Source organism: Tateyamaria omphalii, assembly GCF_019802125.1.
Lineage (GTDB): Bacteria > Pseudomonadota > Alphaproteobacteria > Rhodobacterales > Rhodobacteraceae > Tateyamaria > Tateyamaria omphalii_B.
Genome location: NZ_JAHVHT010000001.1, coordinates 1,765,685 through 1,787,179 on the forward strand (window position 1 = coordinate 1,765,685; position 21,495 = coordinate 1,787,179).

General features: G+C 57.0%; 16 protein-coding genes. 6 read left to right on the forward strand and 10 right to left on the reverse strand.

Features of this window, described 5'->3' with window-relative positions; translation table 11 throughout:
• Positions 1–26: 26 nt before the first annotated feature.
• The 7 genes from KUV51_RS08830 to KUV51_RS08860 form a co-directional block, all read right to left on the reverse strand.
• Positions 27–686, reverse strand: coding sequence for a DUF6927 domain-containing protein (locus KUV51_RS08830; RefSeq protein ID WP_222521158.1), 660 nt, complete (start codon positions 684–686; stop codon positions 27–29).
• On the reverse strand, positions 686–1,279 hold the full coding sequence (locus tag KUV51_RS08835; protein WP_222521159.1) for a regulator: 594 nt from the start codon (positions 1,277–1,279) through the stop codon (positions 686–688). Before KUV51_RS08835 ends, KUV51_RS08830 begins: the two co-directional genes overlap by 1 nt.
• Before the next feature lie 74 nt (positions 1,280–1,353).
• Positions 1,354–3,330, reverse strand: coding sequence for a ParB/RepB/Spo0J family partition protein (locus KUV51_RS08840; RefSeq protein WP_222521160.1), 1,977 nt, complete (start codon positions 3,328–3,330; stop codon positions 1,354–1,356).
• 145 nt (positions 3,331–3,475) lie between these two features.
• On the reverse strand, positions 3,476–3,865 hold the full coding sequence (locus KUV51_RS08845) for a DUF3768 domain-containing protein (RefSeq protein WP_222521161.1): 390 nt from the start codon (positions 3,863–3,865) through the stop codon (positions 3,476–3,478).
• A 76-nt stretch (positions 3,866–3,941) separates the two neighbouring features.
• A complete protein-coding gene (locus KUV51_RS08850; RefSeq protein ID WP_222521162.1) occupies positions 3,942–4,154 on the reverse strand; it encodes a DUF6330 family protein in 213 nt (70 codons plus the stop codon).
• Positions 4,155–4,176: 22 nt separating this feature from the next.
• Positions 4,177–5,109, reverse strand: coding sequence for an ArdC family protein (locus KUV51_RS08855; RefSeq protein ID WP_222521163.1), 933 nt, complete (start codon positions 5,107–5,109; stop codon positions 4,177–4,179).
• A gap of 35 nt (positions 5,110–5,144) precedes the next feature.
• A complete protein-coding gene (locus tag KUV51_RS08860) occupies positions 5,145–5,615 on the reverse strand; it encodes a hypothetical protein (RefSeq protein WP_222521164.1) in 471 nt (156 codons plus the stop codon).
• 284 nt (positions 5,616–5,899) lie between these two features.
• Here KUV51_RS08860 and KUV51_RS08865 point away from each other — a divergent pair, with 284 nt between their 5' ends.
• Positions 5,900–7,030: a hypothetical protein gene (locus KUV51_RS08865; protein ID WP_222521165.1), complete on the forward strand. Its 1,131-nt coding sequence runs from the start codon at positions 5,900–5,902 to the stop codon at positions 7,028–7,030.
• On the opposite strand, the gene KUV51_RS08870 is transcribed toward KUV51_RS08865, so the two are convergent.
• Positions 7,020–8,543 carry a pentapeptide repeat-containing protein gene (locus tag KUV51_RS08870; protein ID WP_222521166.1) on the reverse strand — a complete coding sequence of 508 codons (1,524 nt, stop codon included), beginning with the start codon at positions 8,541–8,543 and terminating at the stop codon, positions 7,020–7,022. The two genes, KUV51_RS08865 and KUV51_RS08870, sit on opposite strands and share 11 nt — an antisense overlap.
• Before the next feature lie 223 nt (positions 8,544–8,766).
• Here KUV51_RS08870 and KUV51_RS08875 point away from each other — a divergent pair, with 223 nt between their 5' ends.
• Entirely contained in the window at positions 8,767–9,702 is a 936-nt protein-coding gene (locus KUV51_RS08875; RefSeq protein WP_222521167.1) for a tyrosine-type recombinase/integrase, read from the forward strand.
• A 121-nt stretch (positions 9,703–9,823) separates the two neighbouring features.
• On the opposite strand, the gene KUV51_RS08880 is transcribed toward KUV51_RS08875, so the two are convergent.
• Positions 9,824–15,358, reverse strand: coding sequence for an SIR2 family protein (locus KUV51_RS08880; RefSeq protein ID WP_222521168.1), 5,535 nt, complete (start codon positions 15,356–15,358; stop codon positions 9,824–9,826).
• 6 nt (positions 15,359–15,364) lie between these two features.
• The gene (locus tag KUV51_RS08885; RefSeq protein WP_222521169.1) at positions 15,365–16,030 is read right to left on the reverse strand and encodes a hypothetical protein; all 666 of its coding nucleotides are present in this window, start codon (positions 16,028–16,030) and stop codon (positions 15,365–15,367) included.
• Between the two features lie 342 nt (positions 16,031–16,372).
• On the opposite strand from KUV51_RS08885, the gene KUV51_RS08890 reads away from it, so the two are divergent.
• The 4 genes from KUV51_RS08890 to KUV51_RS08905 all read left to right on the forward strand — a co-directional run bounded on the left by KUV51_RS08890 (position 16,373) and on the right by KUV51_RS08905 (position 21,351).
• Positions 16,373–17,365, forward strand: a complete 993-nt coding sequence (locus tag KUV51_RS08890) for a hypothetical protein (RefSeq protein ID WP_222521170.1) — start codon at positions 16,373–16,375, stop codon at positions 17,363–17,365.
• The gene (locus KUV51_RS08895) at positions 17,362–18,435 is read left to right on the forward strand and encodes a hypothetical protein (RefSeq protein WP_222521171.1); all 1,074 of its coding nucleotides are present in this window, start codon (positions 17,362–17,364) and stop codon (positions 18,433–18,435) included. Before KUV51_RS08890 ends, KUV51_RS08895 begins: the two co-directional genes overlap by 4 nt.
• An 81-nt stretch (positions 18,436–18,516) precedes the next feature.
• The gene (locus KUV51_RS08900; protein WP_222521172.1) at positions 18,517–19,422 is read left to right on the forward strand and encodes a hypothetical protein; all 906 of its coding nucleotides are present in this window, start codon (positions 18,517–18,519) and stop codon (positions 19,420–19,422) included.
• A gap of 24 nt (positions 19,423–19,446) precedes the next feature.
• Positions 19,447–21,351, forward strand: coding sequence for a peptidoglycan-binding protein (locus KUV51_RS08905; RefSeq protein ID WP_222521173.1), 1,905 nt, complete (start codon positions 19,447–19,449; stop codon positions 21,349–21,351).
• Positions 21,352–21,495: the final 144 nt, after the last annotated feature.

Below are 21,495 nucleotides of genomic sequence, written 5' to 3' on the forward strand. Positions count from 1 at the left end.
GATACGCAAGCAAGCCTCCGTTCACCTCATTCCTTCTCCTGCCCTGCAAAGAACTCCGCGAGGATTGGGCTCGCTTCCGCCTTGCTCGCACTGAGTAAGGTAGACCCGGCGAGCGACGCTTTGGACAGTCGGACCAAGCCGCCCGTTTCCTCGATCCGATAGCAACGTCGCTTCTGGCGCCCACGGCGATAATGTGTCGCCGACACGATCTGGCAGGTGCTGCCGTCGGTAAGCGTGACAGGCGTTGCGAGCCTGATCTTGTCGCCTTCATCGTACTCCGGAATGGCGGCCCAGTCGCGGCAGCGCTGTCGCCAGGCGTGGGCATAGCTGTCGGGATCCTTGATCTCGGAAAGCAGGTTCAGGATGCTCAGCGGAGCGCCGGATTCCACTGGCCCCGCGCTTTCCTCCATATCCTTGTAGCCCCAGCAACCATCGTCGTAGCGCGTTAAAAACACTGCCGCGAACGTGATCGAGCCATCCTTATCCGGCGTGTAGGTGCGATCTTCGACCGCAGTGCCGTCGAGGTTCGAGACCTTGACGGCCGCGTACCATGTTGATCCGACCTTGCAGGCTTTTAGGAGTTCCGTGCGACGGACGTCGCTGTCGAACGTACAAAGGCGGGTGATTTCCGCCTTCTCATCGGCGTAAGTCTTAACCCGCCGGTCAGTGTAGAAGAGCCAACCCACTATGCAGCCCTCCGCTCGTCGACTTCCATGAGTGCATCGAGCGGCACCCGATAGGGCAGCATCTCGTCGAAATCCTCGCAATTGCCGCAGTTCTGCACGGTCGCGACGGTGTCACAGGCATCCTTGAGGATAACCCGAAAGGTTCCGCCGAGCCCCGAGGGCACATCGTAGGTTCCGCCGATCAGAAAGTCCGATGCCCGGCGCACGAAGACGCGGATGCTGTGACCATCGGTGGCGAGCCGGATTGCCCCGTGCCCCCGGTCGATGAGCATTTCGACGTCTTCGAGGATGTCGGTGTAGAACTGGCCGGTCAGATCGCGGAACGCCATGCGGCGCTGCGCCATCCAATCGGTGTCGCGAAACGGGTTCATGCCATAGGCGAACGCGAAGGCGGGGTCAGACTGCTCGGTGGTGACGACGCGGGTGGTCGTGCCATCGATCCCGTTCGAGCGCAGGTGCACACCATTGCCGACGATCAGGATCAAAGCGGGCCTGTCCACCGGCCCGTTCCAGTTAGGCAGGAAGGTTTTGCAGGCGCGTGCATGGGTGATCTGCGCCGCGATGGCAGACGCAGAGAACTTGAGAATAGCCATGGGGATGTCTTTCTGTTGGGTGTTGGAGGGTCGACCCGCGCGGGCGAAATGCTGCACGCGGGTCGCGTGATGGCTCAGGCCGCTTGCGCGACCTCGTTTTCAGGCTCCGGGGTTTCCGCGATCGGTGCCGTTTCATCACGTGCCACCCCGGCGGTCTGCATCATCGGCGGGCACCAGGTGGCGACGGCAGCGCGCTGTGCGTCGGTCAGCGTCGCGAAGGGCTCGGAGAAGAGCTTGTCGCAGAAGGCGACGATCTCCTTCTTGCTTGACGAGGCCAAAGTGACGGCTTCTTGTGTGAGCCCCAGCTCCTCGCCGAGGATCTTCAGGAGACAAGCCTTCTTGAAGCGATTGAAGAGTGCAGCGTTCGGCGTCCAATGCACCCGAATGTCCGGCATCACCTCTATCTCAAAATCATGCATCAGGCTGTCGCGCTGCCGGTCGCGAGCGAAGCAGGATTGGGTGGTCGCCGCGGTCGCGTAGGCGACGAGCCTTGCCTTCTCGATGGGCTTCAACTCGCGGAACCGCGCGAAACGCTCCGCCGGGGAGATCGCCTCATCATTCCACGACAGGTTCAGCCCGTCATGGGCTACGGCCACCTGCTCGAGCGAGGTGCTGTCGATCTCGTCCATCTTCGCGTGATTGCGGTGCTCCTTGCGGGCATCGACCTTGATCGCGTGCGTGACGCTCATGCCGGTGCCGACGACATCGCTTACAAGCTTGAACAGCGTCAGGTCGAGCGTGGCCTTAGGATGCATAGCCATCGCCGCGCCAAGCGCCATCGCGCGCTCGGTCTTGAGGTCTTCTTGCAGCGAAGCCGGATAGGCGATCTCGTCACTGCCCGGGTTGTCATCCTTGGACGCAGAACCCGACGCTTTGCTGGTCGACTCTTGACGATCCTCAGGACGAACAAGCCCGACATGGAGCGTGACCTGGCCGTTCGACCAAGACGCGATCACGCCAGATCGCGCGAGATCGTCGGCGCCATAGGCTTCCTGTAGATCGCGTGCCTCTGCCTCGAGCGCATCGACTTTCTCGTAGAGCGCCTCATATGCGTCTTTGTCGAGGCTTTCGTCCTCCATCTCGCGTTCGAGTTGCTCAAGCTCCGCCGTGATCGTCTCGAGGCGCTTCTGGCCCTTGGCGTCGGGCTCAATCGGCCCGGGATAGACCCGACCATAGTCCGCCATCGCAGCGTAATCATAGCGGATCACGGCCTCCGCCCAGGCAAAGCCGATCTGATCGCGCGCCTCTTCCGCAGCGGCGGTGAGCTTTTCAAGAAGGATGGTTTCGACGAGCTCGGCGTCTTCCAGCACCGAGTGTTCTTCCAGAAGATCGGCGGCGATCGCTCCGCCGCGCGCCTCGTACTCTTCGCGCACGAAGGCTCCGATGTCGTCGCTGACCTGCACGCCGCGGGACTTAAGCGCTTGCCGCACGGTGTAGGCCTGCAGATAGCTGTCCTCCTTCGTGAGCGCCTCGAAGACCTCCTTCTGAACATCCTGGCTCGGATGGTCTGCGAAGGCTTTCATCGTGTCGAGCGTAATGGTTTTTGCGCGCGCGGCGTCGCGAATGTCGGGATGGATGAGCCCGTAGCGCAGACGGCCTTTGACGGCCGCGACGGTCGTGCCGAAGGTTTTGGCGATCGTCTCCGGCGTCTGGCCATCGACCTCCATCATTCGGGCGAAGGCCTCGAACTCGTCGATGGCGTTCATCGGGGCTTGGTTGATGTTCTCAGCAAGCGAGAGCGCGGTCGTCACATCGCAATCGTCGGGCACCAGTCGACAGTCGATCTTAGTGGTCTTGGTGAAGCCCTTGGCCGATTTGTCCGCGACAAGCTCCTGCAGCGCGGCGTGGCGGCGTCCACCGGCCAGGACGCCGAACTTCCCGTCGATCTTCTGGACGAGGAGCGGCTGCAGAAGACCAAGCACCGCGATACTGGCCTTGAGATTGGCGATGTTGTCCGATGCATAGGTCTCGGGTGATTTGACACGCACATTGGCCGGATGGGCAACGAGATCGCCGATGGCGACGGAAACGGGTTTGAAGGCTTGGGTCATGGTCTGTCCTTGTGGTTGAGGTGTGGGTCCCCGTCTGCTCGGACGGGCACCAATCCCCGGGGTCGAGGATCACAAAGACAAAGGGCCCACTTTCCCTTTGCGAGGGTCAGCGGGCCCGATGCGGACAGGTCTGGAGCGCCCTGCCCTACCAGTCTCGCGCCATCATGATCGTCAGGACTCGCGTGGTCGATTCGGGATTGTCGGGGGCTTCCGCACCGAACCGGAAATCGCTGTCGGCCTCATACAGATCGATCTTCCAAAACACTGTCTCGCCCCGGATCCTCACCGACCCGAAATCATGCCACCCGGCCGGATCGTTCTCCGGCTCGAAGGTGTCGAATGCACCAACGGCTTGAACGGCCTCGGTCACGAAGCCATCACCGGCCTCGCACATGGATTGCGTGACAACCATCCGACCTTGGATCGGCTCAGCAGGTCTCTCTCCAAGACAGGCGAACTTGCGGAAGGCGTCGTTCTGGGCGGCGATGACTGCCGGATCGGGCTGTTCTGGCGCAATGGAGATGGAAGAGCTCATGGGTCAGTCCTTTCAGGAGATGTTGAAACGACCCGACCCACAGCCCGCTTTCTCTTTCTCTCGAACAGAGGCGGTGTCAGAGGTCGAAGGGCGTCTTCGGCCGCCAGTTCGGATTTGGTATCCGTTCGATCCAACCCCCACGCTCTTCGACGGCCTCAATGGCGGCGGACAGTGGGTAGGACCCTTCCGACCGGCTCCACCAATAGGCACCGCGCCGGAAGGCGATGATTGTGCGCGTGCCGTCAGGCCAGCATGCAACGCGCAGTGTTTTCGGTTCTTTGCGGCTCATAGCTCACTCCTTTCCACTGCGATCACGCAGCTTCATTGGTTGCGGTCTTGCGGCCAGCTTTCGAAGCAGCAATGAGCCAATCGCAGGCCCGCTGCGCATCCGCGGCATGTTTGAAAATGGCCGTCTTGTCCGAGCGCAGAACGCGGAGCCAGTTGTCGAGATAGGCGGCGCTCATCTCGCGCGTGTGCGCCGAGAACCCAAGCTCCTGCCCCAGGAAACACGATGCGAGTTCAGCGACGATCTCTTCCCGGGCATAGGCCGTGTTGCCGAACCGCGCATCGCCGTAGGACCGGTTGAGCCGATGTCGCGCCTTCGTGGCGTGGGCCAGCTCGTGTGCCCAAACGCCATAGAAAGACCGCGGATCCTCGAAGAGCGAGATGTCGGGCATGTAAACCTTGTCGACGGCTGCCATGTAGTAGGCCTCCCGCCCGGTGAAGCTCGTCACGATCTCGATCGCGTCGAAGAAATCCTGCATGTGCGGGATCGGTTCATGGGGCGGATGATCCGGTTCCGGCGTAGGATCGGGATGAAAGCGGTCTGGCAAACCTTCAATCTGGTCCGCATTGAAAACGCGATACGCCTTCTGAAACCGGAAGCCGCCCGACGCGGTCTCTTCGGTCTGGTCGTCGGCCTCCTTGTCGTCCTCGCGCGAGGGCGCGTTGCCGTAGTAGACGACGACGGAAGATTTCTCGCCCTTGCGCACTTTCGCCTCGAGCGCGTTGGCCTGCCGGATCGTCATCCAGAACGGGGATCCGTAACCCGCGAGCTGTGTGCGCATGGTCAGCAGGAAGTTGTTGATGCCCTGATAGGGCTCGCCAGTATGGCGCAGCGGGCGTGTGCTGGTGCCGGCTGTCCACGGCTTGCGCCAGGGTAACACACCGCGCTCAATGACGCGAATGAGCTCGTTAGTAATCACCTCCGAAGCATCGAATTTGGACGCGCGGGATCGGGCCATAGCTGGCCTCCTTTCGTATGAGTTGGAGAGTGGGGTCAGAGATCGCGCTGCTGGCGCGGGTCGTTGGTGATCAGCGCGCCGAGCGGCTCGATCAGGTCGAAATACGTTGCGAGAGAAACGCGTGTCGGGCTGTGACCCGTGGCGTCCTCGTCGGACGGGCCGCGCACAATGCGCGGAAGCTTTGCCAAGGCGATGACATCAGTCACCGGTCGAATGCCGAGGACTGGCACCCCGAGGGCGACTGCCAGCGCCGCGAGTGGAAAACACTCAATTGGTGCGTAGGTCGACACTGTCGTCCAACCAAGGTGGATGAAGGTGCCACCTTCGCCGCAAACCACATGCGCGTTGGGCAAAGTCGTGGCGAGGCGAATATAGCCGAGGTCGCGGCGGATGGTTTCACGTTCGAGCCTCCGCGCGAGATCAACCTGACCTGTACGCCGCAGCTCCTTGTGCCGCCACCACGAGTTAGCGGTCGCGCGCAAGACGCGCAGAATTCGTGTTTGCATGGGAACGGTCTCAGTCTGAGATGTCAGACCGGAACCCGGCCCAGACCCGTCAGAAAGGCCCCCAAGGGCCCTCTTCCGTCAGTCCCAAAACCGTAAGAAAACTCTCACTTTTCCAGGTGCACGACCTGCATTCGACAGGTCTTGTCGGCACTTGGGCCCAAACGGGCCGGTAAGTACGTCATCTGAGCGGAACCAAGCCCAACGGATCACTTAAGCGGCCAACGTCCCTCTGGCGGACGGCTGGTGATGATAACCGAGAATTATCTTCCTTGTCTTCGCGTGAATTGATCAAAGAACTCCAGCTTTTAGACGAGATCGAACAGATTGAAGAAGACTATGAAGCGCAGTTCGGTCAGCTCCCTGTTAATGTCTCCACATGGGACCCTTCAGCAGACGTTGTGCAAGCCAGTTTGATGGCAACGATGCCTTCGGTGCAAGGAGCGGGCAAAGACTACATTTTTTCTTACATACTCAAAGACAACGCCGGTCTTCGGGAGGCACTAGGTTACAGAAACCCGCGTTGGCGAAGTTTGGTCGCACATGCAGGCTCTGCCAGCATCGTCATGACATGCAATTGGCTTCGAGCCTCCGGAGCGCAAAAGGTCCTGATTTTGGGCCCACGTTACTTCACTGTCCCACATTGCCTACAAGCATTTGGCATCGAGTTCGACACAGTGCATTTCGTGCGCAGTGAACTGGGTTTTAGTCTGCCGAAACTGGACGCCATCGCAGAATACGATGTGGTCTGGGTGACAAACCCGATCTATGGAACCGGCGTTTACATAGAACCGGCAGAACTGATCGACCTGCATCAACGCTGGTCGAGCAAAGGTAAGTTTTTCATTCTCGATGAATGCCTAGCTTCTCCAAAGCTGTATGCTGGACCATCCCTAAAGCCAAACGAGAGGACAGCTGTTGTCGCAGCCCCCCATAAGAGCGTCTGTGTGAATGCGTACAAGTTCGCTGTTTCGCTCATTGACACTTCACAGCTGGAGCATTTTGAACACTGGAGCGATGTATGGCTGGGTTGTCTTCCGCAATCCAGCAGTCAAGCCATCGAACACGTCAGAAGTGGAGGTTTTTCCAACTATCAAGCGCTCTTTGATGCGGCCATAGAAGAGCCGGTTGCAGCATTTCTGAAATTAACAGACCAAATCCAAAACGCGGAAACCGACGCCAGCGCAAAGGGTTACTTTCGAAGCGTTTACTTTCCAGATTTACCCGCTGCACTCGGTCTTGATCCAGTGTTCCTGAGGGATGCCACGTTCTCCACGGGAGCGTCTTTCATCCCTGGAATACGAAATGATCTGGACCCAAACGCCGGTCTTTCGTTTCGGGTAAACCTTGCAGCGTTCGGGCCAGAGGCTCGCGGAGCATACCTCCGTCTTTCCCGATGGTTATCATCTAGGCACTGAACTCTTTGACATCGATCACAAGTCCCTCGACTTCTTTGCGGCTCAATGCGGTGAGAGCTTCTTTTGCTTGAGCCTCTCCGGAAATTTGGGACATGAGGAGCTTCGCCAATATGTCTTGGTAGGGCTTTGGAAGTTCATGGGAGGGATCAGAAGCAGCCTGCAGAAACTTGTTTGGTAGACGTTTTGCCACAAGCTTCTTGGTGCGGGCACGTACCATGGTCAACTGGGCCAAGCAACCGTTCACCAAATAGAGACCTACATATAGCGCAAAGAGGCTTCCCAAGCTCATCTGTACTACTTCAATCCATGAGCCTGCCCTTGCCTCAAGTTGCTCAGGTCTGCCAGAGCGATCAGATAGAACCGCCTGAACGTCTGCCAGATACTCCACGGTTCTTACAGATGGTTTGTCTCTGAATGTCAGCGTGGCGACGATGGTAACTTCGGGCGACTGGTCAACTAGGGAGGAAGTAGCGTTCGAAAGTTGGTCATGCATACCGGAGGCCAGATACAAGGCCTGTTGCAAGCCGTAGTCGACCGCAGGCGCTTCAACGGTCAATCCCACTAGTTCCGATTGTAGCTCAGCAAATGCATCATGCGCGTAAATCGCAGCTGCAAAGGGCAATTGATCTTTCTGTTTCAGGTGGCTCATCACTCTGAACAAGAACTCGACATCATCCCTCTTAACTCCAGCTTGGCGACGCACTTGATCTGACAGTTCATCGATGAGCCCGATAAGTGCTTGAAGGCGTACCGCTGGCTTGAAGTTTAGAGCCAGCATATGAGCATGAAACAGCCATTTTCGGTCTCGGTATTGCTTGAAGAATTCATCAAGCCCAGGGCACACACCGGCCCCATAAGTCTGACCAAGAAATCCGAATTTCAGCTCATTGAGGTTCTTCTCGCTAAGTCCGAAAGTTATTCCGATCGCATCCGCATTGATCGTGACATCTTCGAAGGAACAGTCTTCGAAGATCGAATAACTTGATGTGCAATCCGAAAAAGAGAACCCGATCAGACTGGATGCGCCAAAGGTCGACTGAAGCCATGTGGAACGCCGGTTCTTTGAGCCCTTGATGGTACATCCTTGAAAAGTTGATCGCTGAACTGCAGCGTCTTCGAAGTCACAATCTTCGAGTAGACAGTCACTGAATAGGTTGTCGGAGCAGACTGCGGAGCGAACGGGACAAGTTTGAAGCTTGGTCTTTGCGAATTTGGTAGACCGGATGTCAGCGGTTTCAAAAGAAACATTCTTCAAATGACAGTTTTCGAACCGGGCTCCCTCGAAGTCACTTCTTGAAAAGTCAGCATCTGAAATCCTGCAATTTCGGAACAAGACGCCGTGGAAAAGGGATTGCCGGGCAACGACATTCTGTATCTCGACTCCGTCGAAAAACTGGTAGCTCAGGTCCGCACGCGACTGAAGTATCTTCTCAGCTGTTTCCTGCGATGAAATCGGTGATCCGGTCGACTGCAGTGGATTTGATGGCGAACCCTCATTTTCGGGAGCAGGCATAGATAATTCTCGGTTATCGTTACAGCGACCGAAAAGTCTGGCCACTTAGGTCAAGATCTTTCGACAGCCTACAGTTGCAACAGCCGTGAGTCACCATCCTTTATTGCTGATTTGACCGCTATCTGGCTGTTGCCAAAGCAATTTCCGTGGATTCCTCTACACCCTGGAAGGGGTTGAAAGCTGCTGGCAACTAGTAGTGGCCCCAAAACAATGACGAGGGCGCATGACCAAAATCAACATCAAGAAATTCGAAGAGTACTGCCGGGAACAACTGGGGCTGAGCAATCATAGTTTGAGGGCCTACCGGCAGGACCTAACCGCTTATGTAAAGTTTGAAGCAAAAGTAGGCCTCATCGATCAACCAACTGGACAAGATGTAATAGCGTTCCAAAAGGATCTCCGGGAGGGACAAGGCGCCAGTCCGTCAACCATCCGCAGACGACTCGTCACACTCCGGTCATACTTCAAATGGAGGGAAGACATTTGTCCAGATGAGCGGTCCCCATTTGATGGACTGCGGTTAGATTTGAAAATCCCAAAACGTCTCCCGCGCCCTGTGGATCGCCCAACCTTAAGCACTTTGTTCCAGTCGACGGAGCACATCATCGAACTTGATCCGAAGGTTTCCAAAGACCTTGGCGATGTTTCTCCAACCAAAGTAACTGGTCTCATAGCGCGACTGCTCGTCGTGACAGGGCTTAGAATTAGCGAGCTTACCTCTTTAAGAGTTCAGGACGTAACAGGCGCCGCGACTCGTATAAGAGTTCGAGGAAAAGGTGATCGAGAACGAACAGTCTATGTTGCCAATGACCGGCTTCAAAAGGACTTTCGCCATTACTGGCAGCGCAAGTTTGATACCTTAGGGTCGCAGGCTTGGCTTTTCGCCAACACCAATGGCGATCGTCTCACCCCACAAGCATATCGCAAGCGGCTCCGAACGTTGTCGCGGTCCCTCCGCATCGAGCCACATCTGACCCCACACCAGTTTAGGCATTCGGCTGCCACCCTCTTGATCGAAGAAGGCGTCGATATCCGTTTGGTGCAAAGGCTGCTGGGTCACGCTAGTATCGCAACCACAGAGATCTACACCAAAGTAACAGACAACTCGTTGAGTTCAGCGATTGTTGCAGCCGATACGTTGGCAACGGTTGATGCCTAGTTTCTCGATAAGCGGAAATGGATTGCGTTTGGCGCAGGTGGTACGGGACCTTAACAAAAAAGTGCGCCAGATGCATTGGATGTACACTTTTCGAACAAAGGGCCGAGCTTTGCACGCCGCCTTAGGTCGGCATCTCAGTGTTAGCAGCGCCAGCGATTGTCATGTAACCCAGTTCTTCGGCTTCCGAGGCGACTTTGGTAAGCAGCCGTTTTGCGAAGTCGTCGGAGCCGCGGTTGCGGCGGCTAAGTGCGTAGCTGAAAAGGGCGCTGAGTTTGCGCAGTCTCAGGCCGTTTTCGACGCTGAGCGCAACAGCTTCGGAAGCGAATTGGCCGGCGAGCGTGTAGTCGCCCTGATTATTCATCAGCTCGCTCAACGCGATCTTGGCGTCGATTTCAATCCGCGGGAGACCCATGGTACGTGCGTAGCCCATGGCGCGGTCGAGTAAGGGGGACGCTTTTCGCGACTGACCAAGTTCGATGAGCACGCGCGCACTGCTGACGGTGCATAGATGTTCAATATCTCGCTGCTCGGATCGCGAGGCGGCTTTCATTGCGAGGTCTGACAGTTTCAGGGCTTGGTCTAGCTCGCCCCGAGCGCGGCAGAGGTCAGCGTGGGAACGGCAAGTAATCGCGACGGCGCGAAACTGGTTTTTCTTCGAGAAGGTCTTTTGCAGTTTGGTGTAGGCGCGGCCGGCGCGCTCGAAACTGCCGCCGATATGGTCGCAGACAGCGAGGTAGAGCTCGGAGAAGGGCTTGATCTCGCTTGGAGTGGAGCCGCTGATTTGCAGGCTGCCGATGCGCAGGTCGGTCAGGACACGTTGGGCTTCGGCGACGCTGCCGCGTTCCAGCAGGGCGATACCCATGTTGAGTTGGATTCGGCGTTCGGCGGCGTGGAAGGCGTGGCTGTCGGATTCGGGCACGCGACGGTGGGACATTATGAAGGACGCTTGTTGTAGCAGCGGAAGGGCGTCGAAGACATTGCCTTGAGTCAGTGCTGTAAGGCCGCGTTCGTTGTAGAGCCATGCGATTTCGTCACGGTAGAAGGGATGGCGGAGGGTGGTGTGCTGGGTACGTTGGATCGCGCTGAGGCCAAGGTCCTGAGCGGCGCTGCGGATCGACTGTTCGGCGGCGGTGATGCGCGAAATGGAGGGGGTGTCGGTTTGTTTGTTTGGCGCTTCCGAGAGCCAGCCGCTGATTTCGTGATTGCCGGTCGTGCGGTCCTGGAAAGTGGTGCCGCAGAAGATGCGCTGAAATTCGAGTTGGGTGCGATCAAGGCTCGCGCCCGCATTGATGAGGCTTCGTAGCCAATTGCCATAGGCGTCGAAGGGGGTCGCGTTGCCATCTGCGGTGGAGGTGCGGACACTGGTCATGCGCGACAGGGAACCGATAGCAAAAGAGCCTTGCAGGACGCTGAACATTGCGCGCAGGCGTTGGGGTACGGCGTGAAGGCGACCGAAGCTGCCCCCAACTCCGTCGGGTGAGGCCCAGTTTTCGATGTGCAGCCCTTCGGCGACGGCGCTTAGCGCCTCATCGATCTTGTTGAGCGGGCCGTCTGCGACGGGTTCGGGGGCGAAGATGCGCCGGGCCAGGGCAAAGCGAAAGCGCCTGTCTTCTGGGGTTTCGTGTACAGTGTCCAAGCGCCGTTCGGATTGCTGAGCGGGACTAGTGGAGCGGATGCCAGTGTCGCTGTCCCAGCCTTCCATAATATCCCTGATCCGGGCCTGTTCGTGCCCGATCTGGAACATGGCGGCCAACGTTTCGCGGCAAAGGTCGATCTGGTGTTCGAGGATATCGCGTACCAATGCGTAATGCTCCTGGGTCGGCGAAGGCAGTTCGCGGGGCTGATCGCAATAGATCGACATGCGGTGATGATTAATATCCGCCCCATCATGCACGCCAAGCCGGATTGAGTGGGCGACGAACTGACGTATTTTGTTGTGTAGCGAGTAACGGGTGTGCAGGAAGGCCTCGGTGGCCATGTTGCTTTTATCGTCGTCCCACTCTGCGCGTTTGAATACGTCAGAGGCAGGGTGCACCCTCATCACCAGCGCCCGGCCGACAAGCGTGTTGAGCGCTAAGCGCAGTTCCCTAAGAACGAAGACCCGTTCAAGCCATTCCAGTCGGGCCAGATATCCTTGCCGCAGCGCTTCGTCTTTGACCTCGTCTACGTCCAGCGACGGAAGCCCGACGCCGTTTCTGCACCGCTTCTTGAACTCTTTCTGCAGCAAACTCAGAATGAGGGGGCATCCGACAAGCACCCAAGGTTCAACCGGCAGCGCGAAGACAACCAGATGGCGCAGGATCAGCGTGTGAAGTTCGGGGATATAGGTCGCGGACCCCGCAGCTGTATCTGTGACGTGGTAGCGTTGCGCGTCTACCCGTTCATAGCTATCCAGAACGTATTTCAACACGCCATGTTGCCCATCGCGCGCCGCGGTAGCATCGAGATCGCGCAGGAAGCTGTGAAAGCCGAAAGGAACGGGCGAGCGGCCGGACGCCTCGGCTTCGCGGGCCTGGAACACCCAAAGCCGCAGAACCCAAAGCGAGAGCGAAAGGTTTTCATAGAGCAGCCGGTGGATTTGGCTGGTTTCGTGCAGATCACCGATGTCGCGATGCGACAGATCGCTTTGGGTGGATTCTGCCCAAAGCAGAAACATAGCCGCGGCCTCCTCCGGGCCAGGCAGTTTTTGTACGCGGTCTTCCGTGCGCGGGTCTTTTTGGTATTTCTGTTCTTTGTCCTTGGCGTAGGCGAAGTGCTTTTCTTCCACCTTTAGGCCCAGCATGACAATGCGGCGTTCCCAACTGAGCGTTTGCAACTCGCCCCAGCGTTTGTACAGGCGTTTCGTCGCGCTTCGGTTCGAGTAGAGTTGCACGTTGCCGTTGAGCGGCGTTTTGTCCGCGTCGGATGCCGACTCGAATGAGGCGACAGGATCAACTTGCGGATCGAATTCCTTCGAAAGATAGGCAATAGGGGCTTCGGGCTTGCCCGCGATCAGCACGACATCGATTGGCAACCCCGAAAGGCCGTCTGCGATGAACGGATTGGTTTCGGTCCGCTCTTCGGTCCCCGTCAGGAGGCGGAAGAAGGCGCGATGTGCTGGATTATAGGCGTCGCCATTGGAATCAGCGATCCGATCCAGCCCGCTGAGGCAGACAAACAAACGGTTTTCGCCGCAGACGGCGGTGTAGTTTGACATCGCTTCGCGCAGCATATCGAGCCTGTGACGGCGCGGGGCGCGGCCCGGCCCGACGTCCTTCGTCAAGTTGGTGGCATCGAGATCGAAATCTGCGAGACCCATCGTATCCTGTTTCATCAGTGTCTGGTCGTCTTCCCAAGCGACGGCAACCAGTTCCTGCGCCGCGTGGGTCAGGTCGCCCCCGGTGAGCGCGAGTCCGTGATAAGCCTGCGGATCGGCCATGTAGGACTGAATCTTGGTCTTGAGCGCGCTATCGGAGCGCATGAATTTTGTCAGGCGGCGCAGGCGTTCAAACTCGCTGAGGCTGAGATCAGCCTGCCCGGATTGGGGGTTGAGGTAGCGTTTGGCATCCTCGACCTGGTGCGCAAACTTATCCGCTAGGTCTTGGTAGGCTTTAGCCAGACTGGCAGGTTTGGGCGGCGCTGCGTCCGGGTCCGCGAGGCATTTCGCTGTCCAATACGAAAAAAACCGCCCGAAGGCCTTGAGGACAGAGGTAAACTCCATCGAAAAGGACAGATGCGCAAGAAAGCCACCCGTGTGGAAGCTGCCATCTGGCAGGTCGAAAATGAACGCCTGATTTTCGCGGCGATGCAGCAGATTTGCAAAGGTCGCCTGCCCGGTACCCCGAGGCGCCGCGAAGCGCATAATACGTCGGTTATACCCGGCTTGGGTGAGGACCTGATCGGTCGCGACCTTGCGGGCGGAGTTAAGCTGCGGCCAGTCGGTCGCCTCGGTTTCGAGCAATTTCGGCTCCCAGATGCTGCAATGGCGGACCGAGAGGTAGCCGGGCGCACCGCTGACCCCTTCATCGGCGATATGATAGCGCGCACGCCGTTCATTGGGCGCGTGGCGGAGCGCATCCCACCAATCGCGGGACAGGCGGCCGAGCTCTTCAAGCTCATAGAGCATCGCGTTGGTGTAGGTTTCGGTTTCTGCCGCGTTGCGCAACGTGCGCAGCTCGGTCAGCCACGCTGCGCGGTCTGGCCCGACCGAGGTTGACTTCTTTCTGTCGGCGGCGAGGGCGTTCAGGTCGTTGAATGTCTTGTCACTTACCAGTTCCTTTTTGCCGCGACTGTCCGTCTTAGCATCTTCGGGCTTGCGGATGCGGAAATCGCGAATTTTGTTGAGTGCGCGCTCCAGATCGAGCGGTTCATGCGCGCCCTCCTCGCGGGTTTTCCAAGCCTTGTTGAGGCAGTTGCGAATGGCTTTCAGTGCCCCGAGCGTCTCGCGGAAGCGTTTGCCGCCATAGTGGATCGTGTAGATTTCATAGTCGAGCGCCCAGTCGATGGCTTTGGTGGCGTTCTTACGCTTGTAGTCGTCGCCGGTTTCGCTGGGCAGAAGCGCGAAGGTGCGCCGTGGGGCCTGATCGGCCTTGCGCCCGCGTTCCACAAAGCGGCGGAACGGCAGCAGGATGTCCGACTCGCCGCCGAAGCCGACCATGAGGACATCGTTGCCGGAGAACAGAATTTCTTGCGCGGCCTGGAAGGCTTCGGCGCTGGACGGGTCCTGAGCATAGACGCGGCGGTAATCGCTTTTGGACACGACCATATCCATCGGATGGTCAAGCCGCCCGTGCAGGTGAAAGATCTGATACAATTCGGAGCGCGAATAAGCTGCGAAATTGACCAGATCGCCGACATTGCCCGCGTCGATACTTGTTGAGGAGATCTTTCGGCGCAGGGAGCTGGAGACGGAAATGCGGCGCGGGTTGGGTTCAGAGTTTTCTGTGTCGTACTTGGGCAGCCGCTTGAATTGCAAATGTGCGGTGGTGCCCGGCTCGGACCGCAGGTTGCTTTCGTAAAGGAACCGTTCGAATTCAGCATCGTAATTCGTGGTTAGGATGCGGCGCGAGCGGGTGTGTTTGAGAATACGCCCGACGGGGTTGTTATCTATATCCAGATTTTCCCAAGGGTGGTCGCGTGAGTGGAAACTTTTGGCAAACTCGGCGCGCACTTTTGCGACGTGAATTGGTTGCGGCTCAACCTCATCCATTACATTGAGCAGTTCCTCGCACAAATCTAGTGCAATTCTGAGAGAATCTGTGTCGAGATCGCCTTGCGCTTCAAGCTTCGCCAGCCGGCCCCTGACCATGTCTTTCGCCGCGTCCGAGCTGCCGAGCGAATAGTGTTTTACGTCTTCGGTGCCGCAGAGTTCCATGATTTGATCGAACAGTCGAATTTGCCGCACGGGGAAGCGTGTGAAGGTTGTTGAGCCGTCCTCGTTTCGTTGTTCGTCGCGTGATGACATGCCGTTTTCGGCGAATTGCCGGGTCGTTAGAGCGATGAAATGTATGAGGGTTTGGTTCCAGGATTGTTGACCTAGGCTGATCGTCGCGCCGGAGCCGACGAGCAGGATCAGCCGGCGCATATTGATCGCGCGCCACAGGCCGATTCGGGCTTTGCGCCGTATAGTTTCTGCCCGCCGGTCGTTTGGCAGATAGGGCTGGAGATGCGTCCACATAAAGGGTTAGCTTGTCGGTGGTGCGACACCGAAGTCGAAAATGATTGATCTGACACCAGCAAGCGGGATGCTATCCAAAGCGTCTAGCCCCCGCCCCTTCTTGTCTTTCGTCTTCGGCTTTGTGAAGGAAACGCGCCATTTCCAACAGTTGCTGTCATCTGTGAAAGACTTCGCTTCGAAAACGCGTTTTCCTGTGCCTTTTGAAAAATCTCGTCCATATAGGCGGGAGACAGATACTGACTTCATGTAGCGCTCACCCTCGTACGCTTCGATTGTGTAATGCACAACGATGCCGAATTTATAGAGCTGTGCGCAGATGTATTCCATGACATCTGTCGCGACCGCCGTCGTGCTGGTGCCGTTTGGAAATTTTACATCGTCGGCACACAACTGAACATCTGCGCCTCGGATACACGGCTCCGTTTTTGCGTCACCAATTTCTATGGAAAGATCGAACGGCTCGAAGCCGATTTGAATATTTTCAAAGTTAGCCACACCAATACCCCAGGTAAAAATTCGAGCACATGGATAATCTGCGTCCTGCAAGGCTGCACGCCAGGAAAGCAAAGCGCAAGAAATAGTTTGCGCAGCGCTTCCTCTGGTTTTGCAGAAGTAGATTTGAGCAGCGCTCAAGCGTTGGTAGAGCTTTCGATTTAAGGTGTTCGGATGCAAGCGGACGCCCTAGGGCGTCCGGTTCTGGTCCGGTTGAACCTTACCAAACGAAGCCATCCTAGAGACTCAGTATGAAGGCGAATTCCTAGTTATCGATACTTCAACTTCACAACAACCATCGCCGACCATGCGCTTACTATCAAGACTCAAGCCCAATGCGCACGAATACAAAAGTGGCTCGAGTTCTTGGAAATCGCTATTGACCCAGAAGACGTTTTGTTCCCAAAACCTGTTTTCGGATCGAAATCGCCTTTTTTCCTTGCGAAATCACACGCCTGCGTACACGATCAAGAAGCATTTTTACTTCTTTTAGTTGAGTCTCCAGCAACCTAACACATTCCAATGAAACCAAATTCCTCTGAATATACCTTCGTCCGGGACGTCCAAGTATTGGAAAAAAGTGAAAGACTGTCACTGGAAGACGCTTTTGCCAAGCACAAAGGCACTGCTTCAAAGCCAAGTCTGGCCCAGTTCAAAATCTGGTACGGTTTGGTCGGAGCCACAGAAAAAGATGTTCGAACGCGCATCGAGGCAGAGCTGGAGCAAAGCGCGTTACAGCGGATCATAGGCTGGATTCGGGCATTCTTTTCTTCCGGGCTACTTTTTGTTGTTCTGGGCATCGCACTGATCGCTTGGGCGGATCATGCTCAGGACGAGTCGCACACGGCTTTCACCTTCGTTTATGTCGTGCTGGGCATCGCGATCTCGCTCTATGGCACTGGCACACAGGCAGCTGGCAGCATGCGGAGCGATCTTCTGACAAACGGCTGGTTCCAGGGGTCGATGGCCGGTGGTGCCGGCGTGCTGGCGTTTCTGGCCGGTTGGGCGATTGTGGAAAAACACGCCGAGATGCGGCAAGCTTTCGATCAGCAGACGAAGTATCTGAAGGTCTCGTTTGAGATCGGATCCCGCGACAAAACGATTGCAATCAGTCCTGATGAACATGTTCTTTCGGCATATCTTGAGGGGCTGCCTGTTCTGACCTCAACACTTGAGGATCAGTTCATCGTGCTGTTGCCAAAGCAAGCCAACTCTGACCGCTGCGCCTTTCCTGTCCATCTGGAATTTGCCGGCAGGGACGGCACACAACTGTTGATGGATAATGCCTTTCATTTTGTCGTAGACCCCGAGTGTGAAGAGGCGCCCACGCAAGGCGCGATGTCTGAGACCGTTCTAGTGGATCTGACGCCGCGCGAACGGGCAGGTGCGGATTTCGATGAATATGTCGCCACCAGAACAGTAGAGTTTGAGCAGCGCCTCATCGCTGCTGCGCCAAGGGCCGATCAGCCCGTGACCGTTGGCCAGAATGATATCAGCTTAGGGGCGTTCGAATGAAGCGTTGGCGATCATTTGCAGCAAGCATTGCATTTTGTTGCGCGGCGTCCGCGTCTCAGGCAGTTGCCCAGAACTGCAGCTTCATCAATGGCGTTATTCTTGAAGGAAAGGCACAGAGCCTTCCCATGCTAGAGTCCGTTCGCGACCCATTGTCCTGCATCGTACCGCAGATCCCCGAGTTTGAATTCCAGATTCGGAATAATGAGCGGAACACTGCTGCGATCGGCGCTTATCTGTCACTGACCGCTGCAGCAATTCTGCTGGTCGAGGACGAGTTCATCAACGTGACGCGGTTTCGCGAACTTGACTCGGCCGAAGTCGCGCAAGTTCTGGCAATAGGGGCGGGACATAAGGATCGTTCGGTTCGCGTCAACTCGGCGCGTTTGCTAGCCAGCGTCGTTGACAACAGCACGCTTTGCATTGTGCTGGATCATCTTCATCAACCCGTCCCACCACAAGAAGGCGGTGTCGCCGTCAATGCACGTGCCAATCTGCTTGGTATAGCTCGGGCCGCTGCAAGTTGGATCAGCATTGAGAACCAAACGGCCCTTGCGGCTACGCTCAGCTACACATTCCGAACGATCAGCCAGGAAGCAGGAGGCGATCTTTCAAAGACACGCGAACTTGTGACGGATATCGAGCGGCGCTTGCGCGCGAATGAAAGCGGCTTTGCATTGCAAGGAGAGCTGGACGACTGCCTTGATCCCAGCCTTTATCGATACTGGATCCCGCAAAACTTCCAGGATCAATTTACGAACATGAACCCGAACCCGTTTCTGGCGGGGCTGGAGTCACCCGTTCTTGAGACCGAAGTTGTAGATATCCGTTACTGCTATCAGGAATTCCGCGGGGACAGTGGCAACGACAGCTACCTTGTCGCCTGCCATACCTCACCGATTTTTTGCGAACAGGCCAAGGAAAATCCGCAGACGCAGTCATCGGAATGCGTTCCTTTGGATATGGAAACCACCAGCTGGGCTCCCGGTACAGACGGGCTTTTCGGGTCACTTTACCAATATAGCGCGACTGAATTCCCCGCGCCGTTTCCAGCGGTTCCAGATGAGTTCTGACACACATCGGCTGCGGGTCCGGACGACGTGGGGTGAGCGTTACGGTTAAACGCATGGACCGGGGATCAAAGGGAGGGGACGATGCAGATACTGAGAGCCATGTTGAAAGGATTTTGCGCCGTGGCGCTTGCGCTTGCGCTGGGTGGTTGCACCGCAGGCGTATCCGAGTTTGTTGCCTATGATGCCGCGTTTGACATCCAGCATAACCAGGGCAATCAGGTGCTTGATGACTTGGCTGATGCGGAGCGGCAACTGGCCCGCCGTGTCCTTGCCGAAGAACTTGATGAACAGTTTTTTGATCCGGATTTCGCGGGCTACTACATCGATGCCGGTGATGCGCCTGCAACGGCGTCCCTGCGTGCCAATCTTAATGCATTGCGCCTCTACAACAAAGTCCTTCTTGGAATCGCCAATGGCGACGGTGCCGCGTTGCAAAGGGCGCGGGTCACCGAGATGATTGGCACCTTTCGGGCCGGCGTTGCGCCGTTCAACGCAGAAGATCAAAGCGCGGACCCGGCCGCAAATGCAACCGCCAGCACCACCGCGGCGCGCGCAAAACTGACAGATCTCTGCGGTGCATGTGAGCTGACGCTGCAGTTGTCACAGCAGATCCTTCCGGGGCTTGAACAGGCCGTTGCACAGGTCAACTATCAGCGTTTCCGGGAAGAGGTCGTCAATCAGCAGCCCAATATGGCGGCGCTGCTTGATGCCTTTCGCGAAGGTGCAGCGCGGATGTATCGCACGATGGTGCGTGCCAACAGCGGGACGAGTTTCGGTGAAGGCACCGGCATTCGCGAAGCAGACCGCGCCCGGGTCGCCGCCTTTCGGCAAGAGCTCGCGAAGTGGGTTCTAATGATTGATGAAACCCAGATCGCTATGCAGGCCGCCGCTGACGCAGCCGCCGCAGGTGGCCGGGGAGAACTTTCAGCGCAGCGCCTTTTGCGACAATCCATTGAACTTGAACGTATTTCAGCGGCAACCAATTGAGACCGACAGGTCAGGGAGGGCATCATGGCTACCATGCAGGAGCTTGAGCGACAACTCGAAAGCATGCGCAAGACCCTACAGGCAGAATGGAATGAGGCCGACGATGCCCGCCGGGAAGAGATTGAGATCATTGGGCAGCCTGTCCTGGATGCCCTTGACCGCATCGCCTTCTTTTCACTGCACGAACTCGCAGCAGAGGTCGCACGACTTAGATCTGTGATTGATGGTTTTCTGGGGCCGAACCTGCCGGATCTCGAAGATGAAATGCAGGCACTGCGAGCAGAGACTGCCGAAATTTTGGACCTCTCCGCCGAAGAGGTCAACCTTACAGCCCCGGTCCCCGAAGAGACGCCGGTTGTCCCTTATGAAATCGTGGCAGAGGATCCCGGGGAGATCCCTACCGGTGCCGCAAACCTGACAATGACAGAGGCGCATCTGATTGCCCTTTGGAAAAGGTCTCAGTTCCCTTTGCCGACATCGGGAATGATCACCTTTGGTTTGCGCGGGTGCAGACCTGTCGATTACGCAGGCACACCCTTTGCTGCGTCACATGCGCTCGAAATGCGCAATGTGAATTACCAGACGATGAACTGCACGCTTGGGCAGTGGCGCCCGGGCAATGGGTTTGCCTTGTTCCCCGGCTCAACTGTCCCGTTTAATACGGTGGTTGAAGGCGGCATCGCCAAGGGCGGCAAGGGTGTGAACCAAATGGGGCGCGGGCGCTACAAGCGCTATGCGCCCGGCTGGCACAAGTTTTCTGAACAACACCAGGGGCATTGGGCACTTCGTCAGGAGAGTTTCATCACCCTGCAACGCACATCCGATGACGCGGATTACGATGGTGACGATCCGTGGTTCGCAACACTCGCAGCAGGCGACAATATCCATTGCGCGTTTTCGATGGGGATAGATAGCAACATTCCCGATGCGAAGTTCTCTTCCGCCGGGTGCCAGACGGTTGCTGGGAAGGTGAAGAAAGGCGTCAAAGGAAGCGAAAAAGGGCCCTGGAAAAAGTTCATCGCGCCCTTTCAGCAAGGGTTCGCGCAAGAGTTTGACCAGACCGAGTATGTTCTTTTTGATGCCGCTGAAATGCAGCAGATGGTCGTGGGGCGCGGCACCGGAAAATCCATTATTCTGCGGTTTGGCAGCGAAGGCCCTTTGGTGCGCCAACTGCAAGCCGCACTGAAGGCGGTCGGCCATGCGATCAAGGTTGACGGCGACTTCGGTCCCGGCACGTTCTCGGCATTGCGAGACTTTCAGATCGCAAAAGGAGAGGAGGTGGACGGCATCCTCGGCCCTGCGACGGCATCTGATCTGGGCTTCACGCTACCGACTTTCGATTTTGACAACGCGATCAGTGGTGGCCCTGGTTATGTGCAAGGCGGAGGGGATACACGCCGGGCAATTGCGTGGGGTGCGACGACTTTGAGCAAAGACAGCCACGGAGAAACCTTTAACCAAGCCGTCTGCGATATGTGCGAACGGCTGAACGTCGATCCAGATCACATGATGGCCGTGATGGCTTTTGAAACAGGCAGTACGTTCTCGCCAAGCAAGCTAAATAAGGCGGGCTCTTCCGCCATTGGCCTGATCCAATTCCTTTCATCGACCGCAGATGACCTCGGGACCTCTACGGACGATTTGGCAGATATGTCACCGCTAGAGCAGCTTGTCTGGGTTGAAAAGTACTTTCGTCGCGCAGCCGGCGGCCGGGTCTTGGCATCTTTGTCCGATGTCTACATGGCAGTCCTATATCCCAAAGCAATCGGCAAGCCAGAATCGTTTGTACTCTTCGAGCAGGGAAGCGACGCTTACACGCTCAATGTCGGCCTTGATACGGACAAGTCTGGCACGGTGACAAAGGTGGAAGCGGCAACGAAGGTTCAAAACAAGCTGCGCACAGGTCTCAAACCCAACAACATAGGATAAGAGCCGACCACTCTGAATGGATCTGAAGGTCCTCTAAGCTCTAGAGCCAAAGATAACCTAGGTAGTGGTCGAATTCCTCAGCTACGTTTTAAGCTTACGGAAGGTGGATAGCAGTGTAGCCCTTCCGTTTTGACGTGACACACG